Below are 22388 nucleotides of genomic sequence, written 5' to 3'. Positions count from 1 at the left end.
GACAGATGGCTCTCTTACTATTTTTCATAAAAATGACTGATCTACGACCAGTCACTTTAAAATTGAATATGTAGTTGACAAAAATTTAATGACGATGCCCTTTTCCAGAGTTTTCTTTATGCGTTTTTGACTTTTCAGTCATATGCTTATATCGTTTGTCATTATTTTTATTTCTGTTGTAGACAGCAACCGGATTCTGACCTTTGTAATATTTATTTTTAAATTTCAAATATTTCTCACGTCCCATAATTCTTTCCAGCTCAGTATATCGGTCATTTCTCCAGCCATCGGGATTATGAATATATACCCTGTTCCAAGAGTCGTAATCATCATACCTGTCGTTCAGGGCTACAATCTGATTAGACTGAGTTTTAGACAATAATAAATCTGCTGCAACAGTCTGCCAGTTGATATCTGTTACACTTCTTCTATAATCATTATAATAATCTGACTGTGCATAACTTAGACTAAAAGTCCCAATTAATAATGCTGTCAATACTATCTTTTTCATTTTTCCTCATTTTAAATTAAACTACCATAACATTCTCAATTAAAATGCCAAATCAATGACGTCTATTCCCAAAATTTGTTAAAAATCATATAATCCGCCCAATATCTTTGAAATATTTTTAATTCTACCGTAATAATTTAATATTTATCGCCAAAAATATCTGGTTTCAGAACCGTTTTCACCTCTTCATTTCTTAATAATTGTTTTAAAAACTTTTAAAATTTAATTTAATATCATTTTTAATTTGTAATTTTAAAGAAAGGAATTTTCAAAAAAACTCTTTTTAAGCATAATAACTCAACCCAATCTCAATAATTATGGAAAATATAAAATTTGAAATATCTCCATATCAAGATGAATTGCAGATATTAATTGACGGAAAAAAAGCAGGCTATATGTCTATAGAGGTTGATGGAAGACAACTTATTGTTTACTACACCAAACTTGATGAAGAACATGAAGGTAAGGGATATGCCAAAATGCTTCTGGATGAGTTGGTACGCTACGCCGAAGAAAAAGATTTACTTGTAGATCCTGAATGTGATTTTGTAAGACAACAATTTGAGCATCATCCGGCAAGGTATAAAGATATCTGGCATGCTTAGGCTAGCTTTCCCACCAGATTTTAAACTGATTATCTTTTTTATTTAAATCTACAGTCTCGCCAATCATAGGGGTCAGAATATTTAAATCTTTATCTTTTCCAAGTCGTACTATATTTTCCAGAGGTTCGTTCCATGCATGAAGAGCCAATGCAAATTTGGAAGAATGAACAGGAATAATATTTTTTGCATTTACATCAATACTCGCCTGAATAACATCTTCCGGTAAGGCGTGAATGTATTTCCAGGCAGGATTGTATTGCCCGTTTTCGATAATTGCATAGTCAAACGGCCCATATTTGTCCCCAATCATTTTGAAATGAGTATCATAGCCGCTGTCACCGCCTAAAAATATTTTTTTGGTTGGCGTTTCTAATACATATGAAGTCCAAAGTGTCACATTTCTTTTTACTTTTCGCCCTGAAAAATGCCTTGCAGGAGTAAAAGTTATTTTAATATTATTCTCTAGAATAGCTTCTCCTCCCCACTCTTCTTCAATCAGCTGGTTTTCAGAATAACCCCATTTTTCAAAGTGTGCGCCAACTCCAAGAGGTAAAATTACTTTTCCTACCCTATTTCTTATCGCTTTCACTGTTGGATAATCCAGATGATCATAATGATCATGGGTAATGACCAGATAATCTAAATCCGGGATATCGTCAGGTTTAAAAATATCTGCTCCTGCGAAGGCTTTATTGAAAAATTTAAATGGAGAACCATATAAGCTCAAAACTGGATCAATCAAAAAAGAAACTCCATCTGTCTGAATATAATAAGATGAATGCCCTAACCAAATAAACACGTCCTCATCTTTTGAAAGGCTCTTCAAATCAGTATGAATTGACGGAATATTTTGTAATGGCTTCAAAAGCGGGTTTTTCTTAGCAAAAAAGAAATCATACACTACTTTCGGCATGCTGTACCCTTCTGTAATTGACGGTGTATAGCTTAAATTTTGGAATTGTTTATCTTTATAATGCTTTGATTGCTGCATCCTTTCAAGTCTTTTGCCTTTTGCTTCGGCACCAAAAACTTCTTGACCGGTAATAATATAATATGTTAAAATTATTAAAACAGCTATCGTAATAATTGTGTAAATCATTTGTATAGAAAATAATCAGTAAATGTATCAACTTTTATTCCCAAAACAAGAAATTTTAGAAATAAGACTGCTATTCTTTAACTAATATTATGCCGTTTTTGGAATAATTTATTATTTATTTAATTGATCACTAATTTTAAACTTTATAAATTAGCAGCTTAAAACTCAATTTTTGAAAAAATATGTTTTAATATTAATTGTTTTAATTTTAGGTTCATGTACTTCCATCAGCAAACATAATGAACAGCGAACTTCTTTCGTTTCTCCTGAAAAGCTAAAAGAAGACATTGATTTCACCTATTCCAAGCTCAAAGAAATGCATCCAAAATTGTATTGGTATATTTCAAAAAAAGATTTGGACTATAAGTTTGACAGCCTTAAGCAAACCATCGACAAACCTTTAACTCCAATACAGTTCTACTTCAAATTGCAACCCATCATTGCAACTATTCGAGAAGGACATCTTTCACTCAGAATCCCAAGAAAAAAATATACACAGAAGGAAATCAAAACATTGGAACGTAAGAAACCTATGTTTAGCCGTTTTGAATATTATATTGGTAATGATCATTTGTATATTATTGAAAATAAAGATTCTATTCAAAATATAAAGCCCGGAACAGAGATTTTATCTGTAAATGATATTCCCGTTCCTGAATTGATGAAAAAATATAAAACTCTAATCAGCAGTGATGGTTTTAACAGTACTTTTCAACCTTATTTTTTAAAAGATGTTTTTTTTAATTTCTATACCGCTGAAAATGGCTTTGTTGACAGCACAACCATTGAAACCCTTTATAACGGACAAAGAAAAAAATATACTTTGACAAGAGAATCTAAATCTAAAACCGAACTTAAAAAAGATAAAGAACAGGAAAAAAGAGATCAGGAAAAAAAATTAAATGATTATGTGGCTTTCAGTAATTCTTACAACAGGAATTTTAAATTTTTAGATAAAGACAGTACAGTTGCTTACATAAAAGTGAAAAGCTTTTCAAGGGAGTATTCTAATAAATTTTACAAAGAAACTTTTGAAAAGATTAAAAACGCAAAATCTTCTTACCTTGTCATAGATGTCCGCAATAACTACGGAGGTTCTTTGGATGAAATTAATAACCTGTATTCCTATCTTGCTCCTGAGCCTTATGTCTTAATAAAACCTTCTCAGGTGACTTCAAAACTGACTCCATTAAGAACCAATTATTTCAGAAAAAGTAAACCTTTTGAATATGCCCTGAAGAGTATTTTTTATCCAAGTTATCTTTTTGGCCAGACTTTCAGCACTTATAAAAAAGACGGAAAAGTATATTATAAAATGAAAGCCGACAAGCCGACAAAACCTAATAAAAATGCTTTTAACGGAAAGGTTTTTGTACTTATAAACGGTGGAAGTTTTTCAGCTTCATCTATTATTACCTCTAAACTTAAAAATGATAAAAGAGTTGTTTTGGTAGGTGAAGAAACCGGGGGTGCCAATGACGGAACTGTTGCCGGATTTTATTCCTATCAAAAACTACCAAATTCTAAGATTAAATTACCTATCGGATTGCTTTTGGTACAGCCTAATATCAATTTTACGAATACCTATCGAGGCGTAATTCCTGACGTTACGGTAACAGAAAGCATGCAGGATATTATTGAAAAGAAAGATCCGCAACTTGACTGGATAATAAGCGAAATAAAGAAAGAAAAAGAGAATCCAAACAAATAAAGGTTTCGGCGGGCTTTAGCCCGCCGAAATCTTTATTTTCTCAGTTGTTTTATAAGATTTTCAACATGTTTTATATTTCTTCCATACAACCTCTTAAACCACCAGGTTCCAAATAAAAATAATAAAGACATACCTATTACAAGAGTACTAATAAGAATAGTTGCCGCCCGTAAATCTGATATAGGTTTCGGACTGGGAATAAACTCCATTACTATGATTAATTCACAGACCAAAAACGGGGCAAATGCTACATAAAAAGAAAGATAATATTGCTTATTTAAGTTGAACTGATGCAGCAATTCATTCAATCCGTCAAAAGTTTTCAAAGCAGGATTGCTCATATCCTTATACAGTTTAAAGAACTTATTATAAAAGAAAAATGTAACGAAAACCATTGACGCAATTAATATAGAAATATAAAATTTAAACTTAAAAGGAGCTTCACATAAGCTTATCAGGCCAAAAGAAAAAATAAAAATCCCTACCGTAGACCAAAATTCCATACGCATATTTTTACGCATTTTTTCAAGCGGAAGATTCAGTTTATTACTTTGTTCAATGGTGACTTCAGGTGTTTCTTCGAAGGAATCATCTTCATTCCATATATTTTTCAGTTCATCTATATTCATTGTTGTTGATTTAAAAAATTAGTATTTATTTGAGTTTAAGATATCTTTCAGCTTATTTTTTGCACGATTCATTTTTACTCTTACATTTCCTTCCGAAATACCCATTTGCTCGGCAATCTGTTTTCCGGAAAAATTTTCCAGGTAATAAAAAATAAAAGCTTTATCAATAGGATCTAACTGATGAACCGCATTGTACATCTTTGCTAACTTTTCTTCTTTTTCGTGATCATATTCATCCTGTATAATCTTATAATTAGTAAAATCTTCATTTCCTATAAAATTTCTTTTCTTTGCAGCTGTAAGGAAAATAATAGCCGTATTCAAAGCAATTCTGTACAGCCAGGTTGAAAATTCACTTTGTCTTCTAAAATTCGGATAAGCTTTCCAAGCCTGAAAAGTAATCTCCTGAAAGAGATCATCCCGATCGTCTTTATGATCCATATACATTTTAGAAATCTTAAAAATGATTCCTTTATGCTTTTCAATCTTATCTAAAAATTCTTGTTCTAATGAATTCATGATTTCCTACTCTGAGGAGTTAGTTAGCTACTCAAAAATTTGTTACAACATTTTTGGGAAAAAATAAAAAACCGGTAGAAATTTTCTACCGGTCGTTACTCGTGTGTTTTTAGCCCCCAAACGTTTATCGTTTTTATTCGAAATTATTTGCTTCTGAATCAGTCTTTTAAAACTTATCATTATTTCACAGTTAGTAGGAAAAAATCCAAAATGTTACAAAAAATTTACAATTGATATTTTAATTATAAATTGATCAGTGTATTCGGCTTAGAGCCTTTTGCAATGCAGGTAAATCAATAAAATCAAGTTTTACTCCTATTATAATAATTATAACAAGAACAAGCGTCAAAAAAAAGATAATAAAAAAATACATTGACACAAACCAAATGACCGTATTCAATATATTTCCTTTGATTCCCAGTTTATTTATCCAGAATCTTTGAGACCGTTCAAACCATGATTTTTTCTTTCGAAGATCAGGCTTTACATCAATTCCGTTAAGCTCATCTACAAGTTTCACCACATCATCGATATATTTTCCGTACATATAATACATCCAATATTTCAAAATAAACCAAACCAGCAATAACGTGATTAAAAAACTGATTCCGAAAATGGCAAAATTGTAATCCATATCAAAATGGAAGTCAATCTTAATCAAAGATAAAAGAAACGCTAACGGGATATAGGAAATGTAATAAGAAATGTAGATTTGTTTCGATATTAAAAGCTGTGTTTTCAGGTTAAATAAATCATAATTGGTATTAATACTGCTCTTCCGGAGCATTCTATAAAGCTTGAGAAACCTCGAATAATAATACACAATAATTGCCAGTGTCAAAATCGAGACAAGAATTGATATTATCCTTATATTATGGTTTTCAGTCACTGCCGGCAAACCCGTAAAAAGCATTGGCAGAGTGATGACCATGAGCCAAAATTCGGTTTCCATATTGATTTTCAACATCTGCAAGGGGGAATGAATCTCTGTTTGTTTCTCCAGAGAGACTTCCGGAGGAACCTGTCCGGTATCTTTGTTCCAAAGTTGTTTTAAATTCTCTAACTCCATTCTTTAGTGTTTTCATAATTAAATAATTCTTTGCTTTTCAATTATTTCTTTCAGCCTGGCTTTTGCACGGTTAAGTTTCACCCTTGCATTCACCTCTGTAATTCCTAATTGGCTGGCAATTTCTTTACCTGGAAAATCTTCCAAAAAGAAAAAGATAAGTGCTTTGTCGATAGGACTCAATTGATGGATCGCCTCATACATCATTTTCATATTCACATCATCGGTATCATTGTAAGATTCCTGACATACATTAAGATTTTCAATGCTTTGATTTTGTATAAAACTACGTTTTTTTTCGCTTCGGAGAAATACAATTGCTGTATTAAGTGCGGTTCTGTAGAGCCAGGTAGAGAAATCGCTTTTCCCTTGGAAATCGCCATATGACTTCCAGGCCTGATAAATAATCTCCTGATAGAGATCATTCTGGTCATCCCGATTATCCATATACATCTTGGATATCTTGAAAATCACACCTTTATGTTTTTCAATTTTGTCCAAGAATTCATTTTCAAGTGAAGACATAGCTTGTACTCTCCAGAATTAGTAGCATTTTTCATAAAATGTTACATAATTTTAACAGATAAGCCAACACTTTAACATATTTAAACCAAAAATCCCCAAAAAATAGAATTATTTTTTGAGGATTTAAATATTATGTTAAATTCATTTTAATAATAACTTTAAAAAATATAATCTGTACTCAAAAAGTTAGAATCATGTTCTCTTACAATTGTATTCAATAACTTTTTATTTGAATCTGTCACTTTTGCAGCTACCAATGAACGGATTGAGAACGAACGAAGCGCATCAAAAACAGAAAGTGTACCTTCTGCACTGTCTTTTCTTCCTGTGAAAGGAAAAACATCCGGCCCACGCTGAGCCTGGCAATTGATGTTCACACGGCTTACCAGATTCACAAACGGATCAATCAGTTTTGCCACTTCCACAGGATCTTCGCTGAAAATACTTACCTGCATTCCATGAGAAGCATTCACCTGATAATCAATCGGTTCATCAATATTTTCAAAAGGAACAACAGGGATTACAGGTCCAAATTGTTCTTCATGATACAGTTTCATATCACTGTTTACAGGATACACAACTGCCGGAAAAAAGAAAGATTCCTCATTATACCCTCCGTTTTCATTTAAAACTTTCGCTCCTTTCGCTGAAGCATCTTCAAGACATTCTTGTAAATAAGGTGGTTTATTCACTTCCGGAAGCGGTGTGATTTTCACGTCTTTTTCCCAGGGAAGTCCTCCTTTCATTGCAGAAACGGCGTCTGATAATTTTTTTGTAAACTCTTCAGCAACATCTTTCTGAACGAATATTAATTTAAGTGCCGTGCATCTTTGCCCGTTAAAAGAAAGCGAACCTAAAATACACTCGCTTACCGCAACATCAAGATCTGCATTTTTAGTCACAATCGCAGCATTTTTTGCATCTAAACTCAAAATAGCCCTTAAACGATTAACTTTCGGATGCAGCTTTTTCAGACCGTTTGCTACTTTACTTGAACCGATAAATGCCAAAACATTTACTTTTCCGCTTTCCATAATCGGAGTGATGATTTCAGCCCCTTTTCCATATAAAGTATTTACGGTTCCTTTCGGAAAAGCTTCTTTGAAAGCCTTTAATAAAGGATAATGTGCTAAAACTCCATGTTTAGGAAGTTTAAATAAAATCGTGTTTCCCATAATCAAAGCGGGAATCAACGTGGTGAAAATTTCGTTTAAAGGATAATTAAATGGTCCCATACTCAAAACTACACCAAGCGGTGCCCTTCTGATTTGGGCAATTGTACCTTCAGCCTGTTGGAAACGAGAAGATTCTCTGTCTAAATCTTTCAATGCATCGATTGTCTGATTGATATAATCTACCGTTCTGTCGAATTCTTTTGTAGAATCGGCCAATGTTTTTCCGATTTCCCACATCAGTAATTTGATCACCAACTCGCGCTGCTCAATCATCAGATAAACAAACTTCTGCATACACTGTATTCTGCCTTCTACAGACATTGTCGGCCACTCACCAAGCCCATTATCATAAGCTTTTACACACGCTTCCAGAACTTCCATTGCATCTTCCTGGTTTATATTCGGAATACTTCCCAATAGTTTTCTCTCCAAACCGTTTTCTGTGGGAATACAGATTGGGGAATAAATATCCTGAACATCACCGTTCCACTCTACCAATTCACCATTTAAGAGATAAACCCGCTGATGAATTTCGGGAACTTTATATTCTTCGGGGATTTCGTTTTCGCTTTTAAATATTTCATGAAATGACTTGCTGTTTGCTGAATCCATAAACTTTTATTTTTTTAATAGTGTTCGTGTAAACTTTTAATAGAATAAAGTTAGACGTAAAAATCGATTAAAAAAATAACCGATTGATAGATTCGCTCTATTTAATGCTTGTTTGAATTAAATTTAATCTTAAACGATTGAAAAAAGAATAATTTTGTTACCGTTTTAACCATGAAGCTTTTATTAAAATTTTAAAAACTCATTTAACTATTTAAAATTTAAATGTTCTAAGGAAGGAAGCCTGTAAAAGCTTTATAGGGTTAAAAATTAAACTTATTAAAAATAAAATTCATGTATTCAAAATTATTTTTCAGCACATTGTTGTTTTTCTCAGCATTAATTTTTGCGCAAAATTCTAAAACAGCTAACACCGTTTTAGCGGGGGGAAAACCGGTACATACTTACGCAAAATTACCCTCGGTAAACAAACCGGCGCCAAAATTTACACTTACAGATGTTACGATGAAAGACCAAAGCCTTGAATCTTACAAAGGAAAATATTTGATTTTAAACATTTTCCCAAGCGTAGATACAGGTGTTTGTTCGGCTTCTGTACGTCATTTCAATGAAGATGCAGCCAATCTTCCGAATACGGTGGTTCTTTGCATTTCTAAGGATTTACCTTTTGCCCAGAAGAGATTTTGCGGTGCAGAAGGAATAAAAAATGTAGTGATGCTTTCAGATTTCCGTTCTGATTTCGGGAAAATATACGGTGTGGAAATTACAGATTCTGCTATGAAAGGGCTTTTGAGCAGAGCGGTTGTTGTGATCGATCCTTCAGGAAAAATTATTTACGAAGAACAGGTAGATGATATCTCTCACGAACCGAATTATGAGGCAGCGATAAAGGCTGTGAAAAATTAAAATTTGAAAAAAATAATTCTTCATATAGGGAATATTGTTATATTTGAAATTCAAACAAATTAAACAAATTACTATGAAAAATTTGAAAAAAATTTCAAGAGAGCAATTAAAGCAAGTACAAGGAGGAAGTTCAGTTCCGCAATGTCAAATTGGTTACATATACAAATGCGATTCATTCGGTATATGTGATGAAACAACTGGTCAGGATGATTGTGTTTGCGGATGCGTACCTAAAGTCGTTCTACCATAAAATATTAAATCCTCTTTTAGAGATTTTTTATTGTTTATATTCTTCTTTTCGGTTAAAAATTATTGAATAGAATAAAAACTAAAAAACCTGCCTCACAGCAGGTTTTTTTATTGTTAAGAAAGAATCTCAATATGAAAATATCGCGGATCCGGATATTCAAATTCAAAGTTTAATTCTGAAATTAATTTTGAAGGTGATATCGTTCTGCCAATTGTCGTTCGTTCACCGGAATACGGTAAATCTTTCTGAGCATTGATTACCTCTTCTTTATTGGGATGAATAGGCGCAACCACATTATATACTTTGGATTGAGATTGATTTTTCAGCATTTTTTCAACTACTGAACAAATATCAGCGTAATGAATATGATTTACCAATAGATCCAAATTTGAAATATGATAATTCTTCAAAAGCCGTTGATCTCCCATCAATCCTGCTAATCTTAAAATATTAACCTGCGGAAACTGAGCTTTTATAACAGCCTCACTCAGAACATCATCTGCAGACTGTTCGTCTTCCGTAAAATCTTTTTCAATGTCAGGATAAACACCCGTAGAACTCATGAAAAACATCTGCCCTTTATAATTTCCAACAAATGCCAACAAGTTCTTAGCCTTTTCCTGCAACGGAATTTCAGCACCTTTCACTCCCGAAAACGGAACGGTAATAATCACAGCGTCTAACTGTGATGCTACTTCCCATTCTTTCATTGTTTCAGATAAATATTCGCTTGGAAAATCAACCAACGTCGGATGATATCTTTTTGAAGTTAATTCTTCTATTTTTGATTCGGATGTCGTTGTCGTGAAAATTTCATATTGACCCGATAGTCTTTCTGCAATATGATTTCCTAACCAGCCACAGCCGATGATTCCTATTTTTTTCATAAATTAAAACAAACTCTCATCCACAAAACTCGGAAGTGTCACTTTCAGATTGGGTTCGGCTTCCATTGCTCTTTTAATTGCGAAAATTGCACCTTCATTTCTTGCCCAGCTCCTTCTCGAAATCCCGTTGTTTACATCCCAGAAAAGCATTGATTTTAATCTTCTGTCAGCAGCATCACTTCCGTCAAGCAGCATTCCGAAACCACCGTTGATAACTTCTCCCCAGCCAACTCCACCTCCATTATGAATAGAGACCCAAGTCGCGCCACGGAAACTATCACCAATCACATTGTGAATCGCCATATCTGCCGTAAATCTTGAACCGTCATAAATATTGGAAGTCTCCCTGTAAGGCGAATCCGTTCCCGAAACATCATGGTGGTCTCTACCCAAAACGACAGGTCCGATTTCTCCATTTTTAATTGATTTGTTGAATGCTTCTGCAATTTTCATTCTTCCTTCTGCATCAGCGTATAGAATTCTCGCTTGTGAACCTACAACCAGTTTATTTTCCTGCGCCCCTTTTATCCACTGGATATTATCTTTCATTTGCTGCTGGATTTCTTCAGGAGAATTCTGCTGAATTTCCTCTAAAATCTGACAGGCAATTTCATCCGTTTTTTGTAGATCTTCAGGTTTTCCGCTGGTACAAACCCAACGGAAAGGCCCAAAACCATAATCAAAACACATCGGCCCCATAATATCCTGAACATAACTCGGATATTTAAATTCTCTTCCTAAAGTTGGATTTTCTGCCATTACATCCGCTCCCGCTCTTGAGGCCTCTAACAAGAAAGCATTTCCGTAATCGAAGAAATACGTTCCTTTTTCTGTATGTTTATTGATGGCAACAGCATGTCTTCTTAATGTCTCCTGAACTTTTTCTTTGAATAATTCAGGATCTTCCGCCATCATTTTATTAGATTCCTCAAAACTTTGTCCTACAGGATAATATCCTCCTGCCCAAGGATTATGAAGTGAAGTCTGATCTGAACCAATATCAATTCTTAAATCTTCCTCATCAAATTTTTCCCAAACCTCAACAATATTTCCAAGATATGCCAATGAAACAGTCTCCTTGCTCTCCTGAGCTTTTCTGACTCTTTCTACTAATTCATCAAGATTCTCATGAATTTCATTCACCCATTTTTGTTCGTGGCGAATTTTTGTAATCTTTGGATTTACTTCCGCACAAACTGTAACACAGCCTGCAATATTTCCTGCTTTTGGCTGGGCTCCGCTCATTCCTCCCAATCCTGAAGTCACAAATAGCCCGCCTTTTGGTTCTTTATTTATTTTTCTGAAAGCATTCAAAACCGTAATCGTAGTTCCGTGAACAATTCCCTGCGGGCCAATGTACATATAACTCCCCGCCGTCATTTGACCGTATTGGGAAACGCCCAATGCATTGAATTTTTCCCAATCATCAGGCTTGGAATAATTAGGAATAACCATTCCGTTCGTCACGACAACTCTCGGTGCATCTTTATGAGAAGGAAACAATCCCATCGGATGCCCCGAATACATTACCAAAGTCTGTTCTTCTGTCATTTCTGACAAATATTTCATCGTCAAAAGATACTGCGCCCAATTTGAAAAGACGGCACCGTTTCCACCGTACGTAATCAGCTCGTGAGGATGCTGGGCAACTGCATAATCCAGATTATTCTGAATCATCAGCATAATTGCTTTTGCTTGTTCAGATTTCCCCGGATAGTCAGAAATGGGTCTTGCTTTCATCTCATAATCCGGACGAAAACGATACATATAAATTCTTCCGTATTTTTCTAATTCCTCTTTAAATTCAGGCATTAATTCTGCATGAAACTGAGGCTCGAAATAACGCAAAGCATTCTTTAAAGCTAATTTTTTTTCTTCTTCGCCTAAAATTTCTTTACGCTTCGGAGCATGATTGATATTGATTTCGTATGGTTTGGGTAATGGCAATTGGCTTGGTATACCTTGTTGTATCTGTTCCTGGAATGTCATATTTTGTTTTAAGTTCAAATGTTTAAAATTCAAAATTTTTGATTTTTTAAAGATATTCAAATTGGAAAATACAATGCAACAAATCGTAGAAAATTACAATAATGTATAATTCTCCTCCGGAAGAACGGGAATCTTTAGAACTATCAATTTTCAAAAAATAAAAACCTCACTGAAAATTCAGCAAGGTTAATTTATCTCTATTCTTTAGAAACTATGTTAAAACATCATCATTTTCTTCTTCATGATCATCATCATTATCACTCAGGCTCCAGTAATTGTTTTCTTCGTCTTCGGAACCTATTTCTTCCATCTCATCATCATCTTCAGCTCCCGGAATATCCAGGCCTTTGTCTATTTTATCTTCATCAAAATCTTCATTGAGGACGGGATTTCCATCCCCATCCAAAGGGATATGCTTTTCCTGATTAAAAATATCTTCGTTTGATTTGTACTCCATTTGTTCTAACTTTCTGTTTTGTTCCGGAGTGTTATTTTCTGATTCCATAATATTAGTATTTAGTGTAAACTTTACATGACAAAAATAGTTCCAAGCTTTACAAGAATGAAAATTTTAAACAAATTTTTAATCCTTATTCATTATTATAAACATCAGGATTTGCACAATGCGGCATTTTCTCACCTTTTGAAAAAGCAATAATATTTTCTGCTGCCAGTTTTGCCATCCCGTTTCTCGCCTCAACCGTTGCAGAACCGATATGCGGAAGTACACAAACATTGGAAAGTTCTAAAATAGGATCATCTTTAAATATGGGTTCAGGATTCGTAACATCCAGGCCGGCCCCCCAAATCTGTTTCGAGGTAAGGGCTTCATATAAATCTTTCTGATGATGAAAACCTCCTCTTGCCGTATTTACAAAAATTGCATCCGGTTTCATTTTTTCAAAAACAGAAGCATTAAACAGTTCTTTCTGTTCAGGTTTATAATTTGCATGCACGCTTAAAACATCAGATTGCTCAATCAGTTCATCAAAAGAAACATATTTTGCATTCAGTTCGTTTTCAGCTTCTTCGTTTCTATGACGATTGTGATAAATGACATTCATATCAAAAGCTTTTTGTGATTTTTTAGCCATTTCAAAGCCTATTCTCCCTAATCCGAAAATTCCCAGTGTTTTTCCATACAATTCCTGTCCCAAAGCCTGTAAAGGATCAAAAGCATCCCAATTTCCCGATTTTACTTTTTCAAAATTATAACTTGCTCTTCTTGCAACCGACTGCATCAATAAAAATGCGACATCAGAAGTAGCTTTGCTTAAAACATCCGGTGTATTTCCAACCGGGATATGTCTTTGATTGGCTTCTTTGATATCGACATGATCAAAACCAACAGAATACAGAGCAACAGCTTTTACATTCGGGCATTCATTAAAAAAGTCCTTATCGTATTTAAACTCACCCCCTACACTCAAAATGGCATCCGTTTCTTTACAATAGCTTAGCCATTCATCTTGCGATAAGTTGTCATTTTCAGGGATAAATATCTCCAATCCGTTTTCTTCCAGCATTTTAATTCCAATTTCAGGAATTCTTTTATTGATGAATACTTTCATTTTATTTTGTAATTAAATTGATTAAAATTTTACAAATAAAAAGCCTCACTCCTATGAAAAGCAAGGCTATTTTAACTTTAATATTTAAAAATTATTGATTATCATTTGAATGATCTTTGTTCTTTTCCCAAGCTTCAGAAGCCATCTCCTGAATCTCTTCCCAAACTTCCTTTGCTGATTTTTGAACATGAGTCATAAATCCGTGCTTTGTAGCTTCCTGATTCTGACTTTTCATTTCATTAATATAATCTTTAGCTTGCTGAGAATAACTTTCTGCACTATAACCCGGGTTATTATGCAGATTTTTCTGAATATTGCTAAAATCATGTGATGATTTAAATCTATTCGTGTCCATAATAATAAGATTTAAGTGATTAGGCTTTATTCAGAATCCAATTATCATTCCGAACCATAAAAAAATATTTTTTTTATTTGAATCAATTCTCCTTTTCTTTCACAATATTTTTATAATCCCCTTGAATATTTTCAGATTTTTCCAGACATCTTTTTATAGCATTCTCTCTAATTTCCGAAACATTATTATAAAATACGGACGCGTCCTGAAATTTTCACCATGAACATCTAGAAGTTCTTCGTTAAAAGATTTTCCACTCCAAAGCATTAACCGAATCCCTTCTTTTGTTTACTATATCCTACCATCGGGTTGCCATCCAAAAACCAAACGGGATGGGCGTTCCAGATTTTTGATTCAGCATTGGGCAGATTTTTGTCAATGATTTCAGATAATTTTAAACAAATCTCCTGATCATCTTCTATTTGTAAACTGTTGTATTTTTAAATATCGGAGGTCATATTTTAGATTTAATTATCTTTTAAAATTAAGGATCTTTGTAAAGTCTATAACTCAAAAATAAGTTGTGGATAGCTCTGTGCTATTCAAAACACACATGAATAAACTGCAAAATTTATAAATAATTAATTCTAAATTATAATACCTACTGATTTGTATCTCCTAACATCGGAACAAATTTATAAGCTCCAAATTCTTCCTTTTCAAATTCTGTCTGAGAAATTTTTGTAAATCTATATAAAACCTGCTCATCTGGCGGGCCTAACGGAATGACCATTTTTCCGCCAACTTTTAACTGTTTCAACAATTCTGTCGGTAAAACGGAAGCTCCACAAGTAACAATAATCCTGTCAAAAGGAGCAAATGTCGGAAGTCCCGCAAAACCATCACCAAAACTCTGAAATTTTGGGTACAAATGCATTTCACGGAATTTTTTCTTTGAAAAATCAAACAAATCTTTCTGCCTTTCGACCGTATAAACCAGTGCTTTCATGGCCAGTAAAACTGCCGTCTGATATCCGCATCCGGTTCCGATTTCCAAAACTTTATCTCCTGCTTTCACCTGTAAAAGCTCAGACTGCTCCGCCACCGTTGAAGGGTGCGAAATAGTCTGATGTGCCAAAATCGGGAAAGCACGATCTTCATAAGCAAAATCTTCAAAAATACTTTCTATAAAAAGATGTCTCGGAACATCATTCATTGCCGAAAGTACATTTTCATCTGAAATCCCGATTCTGTATCGAAGATACTCAACCAAATTTTTTCTTTTTCCTTTATGTACAAACGAATCTTGCGTCATTTAGATGATAGTTAGTTATTAGATTGCGGATGGTATGCGCACAAAAATAACAAAACAAATACTATTTATCAACCTAAAACCTATCATCTGTTTCCTAATACCTAAAATCATTATATTTACAAAAATTTAATACAGCTATGTTAAAAGCAGGTTTGGTAGGAGCCGGACATTTGGGAAAAATACATTTAAAACTTCTGAATCAATCAGATAAATATGATTTTGTAGGTTTCCATGATAAAGATGTAGAAAACGGAAAAAAACTGGAAGCCGAATTCGGATATAAATATTTTGAAAATTTTGATGAATTGCTTGAGCAAATCGATATGTTGGATATTGTAACGCCAACGCTTTACCATTACGATTATGCTTTGAAAGCCATTGAAAAAGGCCTGCATTTTTTCATTGAAAAACCTGTAACCCAAACTCTTGAACAAGCCGAAGAAATCCTTCAGAAATGTCAGGAAAAAGGCATTAAAGCTCAGGTAGGGCATGTTGAAAGATACAATCCCGCATTCATTGCGACCAAAGAATACATTAAAAATCCGATGTTTATTGAGATCCACAGGTTGGCGGAATTTAATCCCCGTGGAACAGATGTCTCAGTTGTTTTGGATTTAATGATTCACGATTTGGATATTTTATTAAGCATTGCCAAATCTAAAGTGAAAAATATCCATGCAAGCGGTGTTTGTGTAGTAAGTAAAACTCCGGATATTGCCAATGCAAGAATTGAATTTGAAAATGGATGTGTTGCAAACCTTACCACTTCCAGAATTTCCATGAAGGCAATGAGAAAGAGCCGTTTTTTCCAGAAAGATGCTTATATTTCAGTTGATTTTTTAGAGAAAAAAGCAGAAGTTATCCGAATGAAAGATGCACCTGAAAACCCTACTCCTTTCGATATGATCATTGAAAATGCAGAAGGGGAAAAGAATCAGATTTTGTTTGAATATCCGAATATTCAGCCTAACAATGCAATTCTGGATGAATTAAATTCTTTCGCAGATTCTATCACAGAAAACAAAAATGTTGAAGTTTCTATTGAAGATGGAACCGAAGCTTTGAAAATAGCATTGCAAATTATGAAGCTTATTTCTTAATTACTAAAAAATATTTAAATATAAACGGGCTTTTAGTCCGTTTTTTTGTGACTCATTTCTGGACGGTTTTAACTTGAACTTCTCAAAATACTTGTGATTTTTAATGATTAAATTTAAATCAATATCATTTTATTCAACATTTTTTAAATATATTTGTCATACTCTAAATAATATTTCTAAAAAAATCCCTAATATTTAAATAAATTAAAACTACTATGAAAAGAGCTATCCTACTATCCGCTTTATTATTGTCTCAATTTGGGACATCACAGCTTTTAAAAACAAATGGTCAGAAAATTGTCAATGATAAAGGTGAAAATGTTCAGCTGAGAGGTCTCGGTTTAGGAGGATGGATGCTGCAGGAAGGATATATGCTGAAAACTGCTGATTTTGCCGGCCCGCAATACAAAATCAAGGAAAAAATTGCAGAATTGATAGGTAAAGACGGAATGGAAAACTTCTACAAAGCTTATCTTAAAAATGGAATTACAAAACAGGATATTGACTTTCTAGCAAAAGCCGGATTCAATTCTATACGGCTTCCGATGCATTATAATCTTTATACTTTACCTATTGAAAAAGAATCCGTGAAAGGCCAAAACACATGGCTCGAAGAAGGCTTCAAAATGACCGATGCTCTATTAAAATGGTGTGCCGACAACAAAATATATCTAATTCTGGACCTTCATGCCGCACCGGGCGGGCAGGGAAATGATGTAAATATTTCTGATAACGATAAAACAAAACCATCTCTCTGGGAAAGTGAGGAGAATCAGAAAAAAACCATTGCTCTTTGGAAAAAACTAGCGGAAAGATATAAAGATGAACCTTGGATTGGCGGTTATGATTTGATTAATGAGCCCAACATTAATTTTACAGGGAAAAATCCGAACGGAACGGATGAAATGTCAAACGCTCCCCTTTGGAAGCTTCAAAAGGAGATCACAGAAGCCATTCGTCAGGTCGATAAAAAACACATTATCATTATTGAGGGTAACGGTTGGGGAAACAATTACAACGGTTTGACTCCGCTTTGGGATAATAATATGGTTTTCAGCTTCCATAAATATTGGAATAACAATGATGACGCTACATTAAAACCCATCTTAGATTTAAGAGAAAAACATAATATCCCTATCTGGCTTGGAGAAACAGGAGAAAACTCCAATGTTTGGTTTACAGAATTGATACAACTTTTAGATCAACATAATATAGGGTATGCTTTCTGGCCAATGAAAAAAATTGACAATATTGCCGGAATTACCAACGTAAAAATTACTCCTGAATATCAAAAATTACTCGATTATTGGAAAAACGGAGGCGAAAAACCATCAAAAGAATTCGCAACAAAAGCTTTAATGAAAATTGCTGATAACTATAAATTCAGCAATACCGAAATTAAAAATGATGTGATTGATGCAATGTTCAGACAAACAACAGATGGCACTACAAAGCCTTTCAAAAATAATCAGGTTCCGGGAAAAATTTTTGCTACAGACTATGATTTGGGAAGAATGGGCGCTGCCTATGAAGATAAAGATTTCATCAATCTTTGGGTAAGTGATCCTGCCAAAAGATCAGAATGGAATTCCGGAAACCAATTGAGAAATGATGGTGTAGATATTTATAAATCAAAAGACAATCAATATTATGTCGGAAAAACTGAAGCCGGCGAATGGCTTCAGTACACCATCAATGCAAAAGCCGGTAAAAGTTATAATTTTGACATAAAATATGCAAGTACCAACAATGGAAAAATAAGAGTTGAGGATGCTTCCGGTAAACAATTAGCCACTTTTTCCCTCAATTCAACAGGCGGGAATGAAACTTGGAAAACCGTTTCAGCAAAAGGAATTAACCTTAAAAAAGGAGAAAATAAAATCAGGCTCATTTTCGAAAATGATGGTGTCAACCTGAATTATTTTGAAGTAAAATAAGAAATATCTTAAATTGCAAATCCCTTTTAGCTTCTAAAAGGGATTAATTTTTAAACTTAAATTATGAAAAAATTATCGTTTCTTCTTATTCTGATTTCTGTATTTACTTTTGCGCAGACTGCAGCGCTGGAAAAGAAAATCAGTAATATTATTAAAGATAAAAAAGCAACTGTCGGAGTCTCAGTTTTAGATTTTGAAAATAATTTTAAATACAATAAAAACGGAGAGAAAAAACTTCCGATGCAAAGTGTTTTTAAATTTCATATTGCGGCTGCAGTTTTAGATTTTGTAGATAAGGGAAGACTTTCTTTAGACCAGAAAATTTTGTTGAATAAAACAAATTTATTAGAAAACACGTGGTCGCCGCTCCGGGACAAATATCCAAACGGTGGCGTTGAAATTCCGTTAAGTGAAGTTATTGAAAATACTGTTGCCATGAGTGACAATAATGGTTGTGATATTCTTTTGAAATTAATAGGAGGAACACAAACGGTTCAAAAATTTATGGATTCTAAAGGGGTAACCGGTTTCCAGATAAAATTCAACGAAGAGGCTATGCACAAGGATTGGAATGTACAATATGAAAATTACAGCACAACTAATTCTGCAGTACAGGTATTGAAAAAATTCTATGCAGGAAAACTGCTTTCAAAGAAATCTACAGATTATCTTCTGAAGATAATGCTTGGAACGAAAACAGGTTTGAATAAATTGGTAGAGCAGCTTCCAAAAAACACTCCTGTTGCAAGAAAAACGGGAGCTTCAGGAAAAAATAAAGAAGGCTTGACCGGTGCAGAAAATGAAATTGCAATCGTAACTTTACCTAACGGGCAACATTACGCAATTGCCGTATTTGTAAGTAATTCCACAGAAACTGATGCCATAAACTGTAAGATGATTTCAGATATCTCAAAGTCTGTTTGGGATTATTTTAATAAGTAAATTTTTAAGCTTAATTTTAAAGCAATTTAAAAAGCTTAAAAACCCTTATCAAATAGATACTTAATTATGAAAAAGATATTACTGACCTTCTCAATATTTTGTTTTGCTCTTTCTTTTGCTCAAAAAGGGCAAAGTTACCTGCAAATTGGCTACGGAAGCATTTGCTGCGGAACTCCGTCTACGGATCCTGTGATGAATTATATCAACCAATTTCAGAAAAAAAATAAAATAAAATCAATTGAGGTTCTGAAACAGTCAGGCATGGGAAGAGAAGGAGAATTTAACCTATACATCTGTATTGATAATCTTTCTAAAACTCAACAGCCTAAATTTATCAAAGGACTTCAGACTGCAGTACTTGATCAGAACTCAAAAAGAAAACAAAACAGTGACGGAATCGTGAATTTTGAAGAAGTTACGATGATATCAAAAGCAGATTTAGCAAACTCAAGAAATTTAACTATCTATAAAAAATAAATTTTAACTAAATAAGGAAAAATGATCAAAAACATTGTAGTTATCGGAGCAGGAACCATGGGAAATGGTATAGCACATACTTTTGCACAGAGTGGTTTTAAAGTAAACTTGGCAGATGTTTCTCAAGATGCTTTAGACAGAGGATTGAAAACCATCACTACCAACCTTGACAGAATAATTGCAAAGGGAAACCTTACAGAAGAACAAAAAGCTGAAACTTTAGGAAATATTACAACTTTCACGGCATTACAGGACGCTGTGGGAAGTGCTGATTTAATCGTGGAGGCTGCTACTGAAAACCAGGATTTGAAATTAAAAATTTTCGGTCAGATGGACGAGTTTGCTCCAGAAAACTGTATTTTGGCTACTAATACGTCATCTATTTCTATCACAAAAATCGCTGCGGCTACAAAAAGAGCCGATAAAGTAATCGGGATGCACTTTATGAATCCGGTTCCAATCATGAAACTGGTAGAAATTATTAAAGGATACTCTACTTCTAAAGAAACTTTTGATGCTATCTACGAAATGAGCAAAACTTTAGGAAAAGTTCCTGTAGAGGTAAATGATTATCCGGGCTTTGTAGCAAACAGAATTTTGATGCCGATGATCAACGAATCTATTGAAACGCTTTACAACGGCGTTGCGGGTGTTGAAGAAATTGACACGGTAATGAAATTGGGTATGGCCCATCCAATGGGGCCACTTCAATTAGCCGATTTTATCGGTCTTGATGTTTGTTTAGCTATCTTAAACGTAATGTATGACGGCTTCAAAAATCCTAAATATGCACCAAACCCACTATTGGTAAACATGGTAATGGCAGGAAAATTAGGTGTGAAATCCGGTGAAGGTTTTTATGATTACTCAGAAAGCAAAAAAGCTGAAAAAGTTGCAAAAATGTTTTCAAAATAATTGTTAAGTTGTGCGGTAGAAGTTATAAATTTGAGGCATAACCCCGTAATCTATAATCTAATAACTGCAATCTTGGTAAAATTCAGAGAAAAATACATTCAGATATCCATGGTCATCATTACTTTAGTGATGACCATTTTACGTTTTTTGCTCAATGAAAAAGGCAGAACAAATCCTGACTCTATCCGATACATGAGATTTGCTCACGGCTTACCTGAAATTGATAATACGACGACACCTTTAGGATATCCTGCAGCCATAGAATTTTTTACTTTTTTCGGTTTTGATGAGTTTTGGAGCAGTAAACTTGTTGGTATTATATCTTTTCTTTTCATCATCTTCTTTACATGGAAGAAAAATTTTTACTTTAAAGAATCAATCGTTTTAGTTGCATTGTTCGGGTTTCTTTCCATCTTTTCTTACACGATGAGCGAAGCCCTTACCTTACCTTTTGTATTGCTTTTATTATACTCTGCAACGCTTGTAATTACTGAGAAAATTGTAAAATGGCAAGGTATCTTTTATCTTACCTTGTCTTTGATTGCTATTTATAATATCCGGTACAGCGCAATGTTTATGGTTGTAGGAACGGGACTGTTCGGACTGCTCTATTGGAAAAGAAAATTCGCTCCAAGTTTTATCATTTCAGGAATTTTAGGTTTCATTTTCATCATTCTGTATAAATTTCTATTTATTGACTATTTTAATGAAAGTTATGTAGAACAATTTCTGAATATAGGATTACATACCACTCCCGAATTATTGGTCGAATTATTTCAAGGTTTGTGTACTACTTTTAACCCGTTTATACATATTGCAAATCCTGGCGGCGGAATTATTAATTACGGAATCTATGGAATCGGGTTTTTAAATATTCTTTTGATTATTTTCCTGTTTGTAAAGAAAAAGCTTTCAGATGTAGAATCGTTTTTTATTGTTATCGGGGTCTCCGGAATCGTTTGCTCTTATTTCATTCAGTATTTTTACTCTGTAAATGCCATTGATTACCGATTAATGGCACCTTTCAGCTTTCCGATATGGTTGATTTACTTCAGAAAATTATTCGAAATTTTTGGTATAAAAATATATGTCATCGGCTTTTTAAGTTTAATGACAGGATTAGTTTTTACATGGCTATCAAAGGGGAATTATTTGGAAAACAGAAAAGAAATGATGAATTTTTTACAATCTGAAAATCTGGATAAAGTACCTTTAAAATTTTATCTTGAAAGTGAAGAAGATCTCGAAAAAATACAGATTGTGGAATTGATAAGTACAATAAATCCGCAAATTCGAATAACTTTTAAACCAAAAGACAGTTTGCAGAAAACAACGCTTACACGCTACAAAGTTTTACAAAAAATTAAAATCGACAAGAACAAATATCAATAATT

General features: G+C 33.7%; 23 protein-coding genes. 10 read left to right on the top strand and 13 right to left on the bottom strand.

The genetic code is table 11. The annotated features are described in order from the left end of the window. Window positions 1-85 precede the first annotated feature (85 nt). A complete protein-coding gene (locus tag ACM39_RS06275; RefSeq protein ID WP_053073299.1) occupies window positions 86-511 on the bottom strand; it encodes a hypothetical protein in 426 nt (141 codons plus the stop codon). A gap of 359 nt (window positions 512-870) precedes the next feature. Between ACM39_RS06275 and ACM39_RS06270 the strand changes: the two genes are divergently transcribed. Continuing rightward, window positions 871-1116 (top strand): GNAT family N-acetyltransferase, encoded by a 246-nt coding sequence (locus tag ACM39_RS06270; RefSeq protein WP_228377065.1) that lies wholly within the window; start codon window positions 871-873, stop codon window positions 1114-1116. Between the two features lies 1 nt (window position 1117). Here ACM39_RS06270 and ACM39_RS06265 read toward each other — a convergent pair whose 3' ends face one another. Next, a complete protein-coding gene (locus tag ACM39_RS06265) occupies window positions 1118-2215 on the bottom strand; it encodes an MBL fold metallo-hydrolase (protein ID WP_048510176.1) in 1098 nt (365 codons plus the stop codon). 172 nt (window positions 2216-2387) lie between these two features. Here ACM39_RS06265 and ACM39_RS06260 point away from each other — a divergent pair, with 172 nt between their 5' ends. After that, the gene (locus ACM39_RS06260) at window positions 2388-3926 is read left to right on the top strand and encodes a S41 family peptidase (RefSeq protein WP_048510175.1); all 1539 of its coding nucleotides are present in this window, start codon (window positions 2388-2390) and stop codon (window positions 3924-3926) included. A gap of 32 nt (window positions 3927-3958) precedes the next feature. On the opposite strand, the gene ACM39_RS06255 is transcribed toward ACM39_RS06260, so the two are convergent. The 5 genes from ACM39_RS06255 to ACM39_RS06235 form a co-directional block, all read right to left on the bottom strand. Then, a complete protein-coding gene (locus ACM39_RS06255) occupies window positions 3959-4555 on the bottom strand; it encodes a hypothetical protein (protein ID WP_048510174.1) in 597 nt (198 codons plus the stop codon). Window positions 4556-4573: 18 nt separating this feature from the next. Next, entirely contained in the window at window positions 4574-5074 is a 501-nt protein-coding gene (locus tag ACM39_RS06250; RefSeq protein ID WP_048510173.1) for an RNA polymerase sigma factor, read from the bottom strand. Window positions 5075-5327: 253 nt separating this feature from the next. Further along, window positions 5328-6143: a hypothetical protein gene (locus tag ACM39_RS06245; protein WP_048510172.1), complete on the bottom strand. Its 816-nt coding sequence runs from the start codon at window positions 6141-6143 to the stop codon at window positions 5328-5330. Between the two features lie 18 nt (window positions 6144-6161). Then, window positions 6162-6665, bottom strand: coding sequence for an RNA polymerase sigma factor (locus ACM39_RS06240; protein WP_048510171.1), 504 nt, complete (start codon window positions 6663-6665; stop codon window positions 6162-6164). Window positions 6666-6823: 158 nt separating this feature from the next. Then, window positions 6824-8452, bottom strand: coding sequence for an NADP-dependent glyceraldehyde-3-phosphate dehydrogenase (locus ACM39_RS06235; RefSeq protein ID WP_048510170.1), 1629 nt, complete (start codon window positions 8450-8452; stop codon window positions 6824-6826). 291 nt (window positions 8453-8743) lie between these two features. Here ACM39_RS06235 and tpx point away from each other — a divergent pair, with 291 nt between their 5' ends. Together tpx and ACM39_RS19600 are read left to right on the top strand one after the other, a co-directional pair. Then, entirely contained in the window at window positions 8744-9316 is a 573-nt protein-coding gene (tpx, locus tag ACM39_RS06230; protein WP_048510169.1) for a thiol peroxidase, read from the top strand. 73 nt (window positions 9317-9389) lie between these two features. Next, entirely contained in the window at window positions 9390-9566 is a 177-nt protein-coding gene (locus tag ACM39_RS19600; RefSeq protein WP_410470240.1) for a bacteriocin-like protein, read from the top strand. A gap of 113 nt (window positions 9567-9679) precedes the next feature. On the opposite strand, the gene ACM39_RS06225 is transcribed toward ACM39_RS19600, so the two are convergent. The 6 genes from ACM39_RS06225 to ACM39_RS06200 form a co-directional block, all read right to left on the bottom strand. Further along, a complete protein-coding gene (locus tag ACM39_RS06225; protein WP_048510168.1) occupies window positions 9680-10453 on the bottom strand; it encodes an NAD(P)-binding domain-containing protein in 774 nt (257 codons plus the stop codon). 3 nt (window positions 10454-10456) lie between these two features. Beyond that, on the bottom strand, window positions 10457-12442 hold the full coding sequence (locus ACM39_RS06220; protein ID WP_048510353.1) for a urocanate hydratase: 1986 nt from the start codon (window positions 12440-12442) through the stop codon (window positions 10457-10459). A 211-nt stretch (window positions 12443-12653) separates the two neighbouring features. Continuing rightward, entirely contained in the window at window positions 12654-12947 is a 294-nt protein-coding gene (locus tag ACM39_RS06215; RefSeq protein ID WP_048510167.1) for a hypothetical protein, read from the bottom strand. A gap of 85 nt (window positions 12948-13032) precedes the next feature. After that, a complete protein-coding gene (locus ACM39_RS06210; protein WP_048510166.1) occupies window positions 13033-14013 on the bottom strand; it encodes a 2-hydroxyacid dehydrogenase in 981 nt (326 codons plus the stop codon). 91 nt (window positions 14014-14104) lie between these two features. Further along, window positions 14105-14368, bottom strand: a complete 264-nt coding sequence (locus tag ACM39_RS06205; protein WP_048510165.1) for a hypothetical protein — start codon at window positions 14366-14368, stop codon at window positions 14105-14107. 601 nt (window positions 14369-14969) lie between these two features. Further along, window positions 14970-15623 carry a protein-L-isoaspartate(D-aspartate) O-methyltransferase gene (locus ACM39_RS06200; RefSeq protein WP_048510164.1) on the bottom strand — a complete coding sequence of 218 codons (654 nt, stop codon included), beginning with the start codon at window positions 15621-15623 and terminating at the stop codon, window positions 14970-14972. A 137-nt stretch (window positions 15624-15760) separates the two neighbouring features. Here ACM39_RS06200 and ACM39_RS06195 point away from each other — a divergent pair, with 137 nt between their 5' ends. The 6 genes from ACM39_RS06195 (at window position 15761) to ACM39_RS06170 (ending at window position 22386) form a co-directional block, all read left to right on the top strand. Next, window positions 15761-16723, top strand: coding sequence for a Gfo/Idh/MocA family protein (locus tag ACM39_RS06195; RefSeq protein WP_048510163.1), 963 nt, complete (start codon window positions 15761-15763; stop codon window positions 16721-16723). A gap of 215 nt (window positions 16724-16938) precedes the next feature. Continuing rightward, window positions 16939-18660, top strand: coding sequence for a cellulase family glycosylhydrolase (locus tag ACM39_RS06190; RefSeq protein WP_048510162.1), 1722 nt, complete (start codon window positions 16939-16941; stop codon window positions 18658-18660). A gap of 63 nt (window positions 18661-18723) precedes the next feature. Beyond that, window positions 18724-19602: a CGA/CIA family class A beta-lactamase gene (gene bla-A, locus ACM39_RS06185; protein WP_048510161.1), complete on the top strand. Its 879-nt coding sequence runs from the start codon at window positions 18724-18726 to the stop codon at window positions 19600-19602. Between the two features lie 66 nt (window positions 19603-19668). Next, entirely contained in the window at window positions 19669-20079 is a 411-nt protein-coding gene (locus ACM39_RS06180) for a hypothetical protein (protein ID WP_048510160.1), read from the top strand. A 24-nt stretch (window positions 20080-20103) separates the two neighbouring features. Beyond that, window positions 20104-20994 carry a 3-hydroxybutyryl-CoA dehydrogenase gene (locus ACM39_RS06175; protein ID WP_185097453.1) on the top strand — a complete coding sequence of 297 codons (891 nt, stop codon included), beginning with the start codon at window positions 20104-20106 and terminating at the stop codon, window positions 20992-20994. A gap of 72 nt (window positions 20995-21066) precedes the next feature. Then, window positions 21067-22386 (top strand): hypothetical protein, encoded by a 1320-nt coding sequence (locus ACM39_RS06170; RefSeq protein WP_131701419.1) that lies wholly within the window; start codon window positions 21067-21069, stop codon window positions 22384-22386. Window positions 22387-22388 lie beyond the last annotated feature (2 nt).

It is taken from the genome of Chryseobacterium sp. FH2 (assembly GCF_001045455.1).
In the GTDB taxonomy this organism is placed as follows: domain Bacteria; phylum Bacteroidota; class Bacteroidia; order Flavobacteriales; family Weeksellaceae; genus Chryseobacterium.
This window is presented reverse-complemented; position numbering and strand designations above follow the sequence as displayed.

Bases quoted from the DNA above. Each gene is read 5' to 3' on its own strand.
- ACM39_RS06275 (WP_053073299.1), bottom strand. From the start codon at position 511: ATGAAAAAGATAGTATTGACAGCATTATTAATTGGGACTTTTAGTCTA.
- ACM39_RS06265 (WP_048510176.1), bottom strand. From the start codon at position 2,215: ATGATTTACACAATTATTACGATAGCTGTTTTAATAATTTTAACATAT.
- ACM39_RS06255 (WP_048510174.1), bottom strand. From the start codon at position 4,555: ATGAATATAGATGAACTGAAAAATATATGGAATGAAGATGATTCCTTC.
- ACM39_RS06250 (WP_048510173.1), bottom strand. From the start codon at position 5,074: ATGAATTCATTAGAACAAGAATTTTTAGATAAGATTGAAAAGCATAAA.
- ACM39_RS06245 (WP_048510172.1), bottom strand. From the start codon at position 6,143: ATGGAGTTAGAGAATTTAAAACAACTTTGGAACAAAGATACCGGACAG.
- ACM39_RS06240 (WP_048510171.1), bottom strand. From the start codon at position 6,665: ATGTCTTCACTTGAAAATGAATTCTTGGACAAAATTGAAAAACATAAA.
- ACM39_RS06235 (WP_048510170.1), bottom strand. From the start codon at position 8,452: ATGGATTCAGCAAACAGCAAGTCATTTCATGAAATATTTAAAAGCGAA.
- tpx (WP_048510169.1), top strand. From the start codon at position 8,744: ATGTATTCAAAATTATTTTTCAGCACATTGTTGTTTTTCTCAGCATTA.
- ACM39_RS19600 (WP_410470240.1), top strand. From the start codon at position 9,390: ATGAAAAATTTGAAAAAAATTTCAAGAGAGCAATTAAAGCAAGTACAA.
- ACM39_RS06225 (WP_048510168.1), bottom strand. From the start codon at position 10,453: ATGAAAAAAATAGGAATCATCGGCTGTGGCTGGTTAGGAAATCATATT.
- ACM39_RS06220 (WP_048510353.1), bottom strand. From the start codon at position 12,442: ATGACATTCCAGGAACAGATACAACAAGGTATACCAAGCCAATTGCCA.
- ACM39_RS06215 (WP_048510167.1), bottom strand. From the start codon at position 12,947: ATGGAATCAGAAAATAACACTCCGGAACAAAACAGAAAGTTAGAACAA.
- ACM39_RS06210 (WP_048510166.1), bottom strand. From the start codon at position 14,013: ATGAAAGTATTCATCAATAAAAGAATTCCTGAAATTGGAATTAAAATG.
- ACM39_RS06205 (WP_048510165.1), bottom strand. From the start codon at position 14,368: ATGGACACGAATAGATTTAAATCATCACATGATTTTAGCAATATTCAG.
- ACM39_RS06200 (WP_048510164.1), bottom strand. From the start codon at position 15,623: ATGACGCAAGATTCGTTTGTACATAAAGGAAAAAGAAAAAATTTGGTT.
- ACM39_RS06195 (WP_048510163.1), top strand. From the start codon at position 15,761: ATGTTAAAAGCAGGTTTGGTAGGAGCCGGACATTTGGGAAAAATACAT.
- ACM39_RS06190 (WP_048510162.1), top strand. From the start codon at position 16,939: ATGAAAAGAGCTATCCTACTATCCGCTTTATTATTGTCTCAATTTGGG.
- bla-A (WP_048510161.1), top strand. From the start codon at position 18,724: ATGAAAAAATTATCGTTTCTTCTTATTCTGATTTCTGTATTTACTTTT.
- ACM39_RS06180 (WP_048510160.1), top strand. From the start codon at position 19,669: ATGAAAAAGATATTACTGACCTTCTCAATATTTTGTTTTGCTCTTTCT.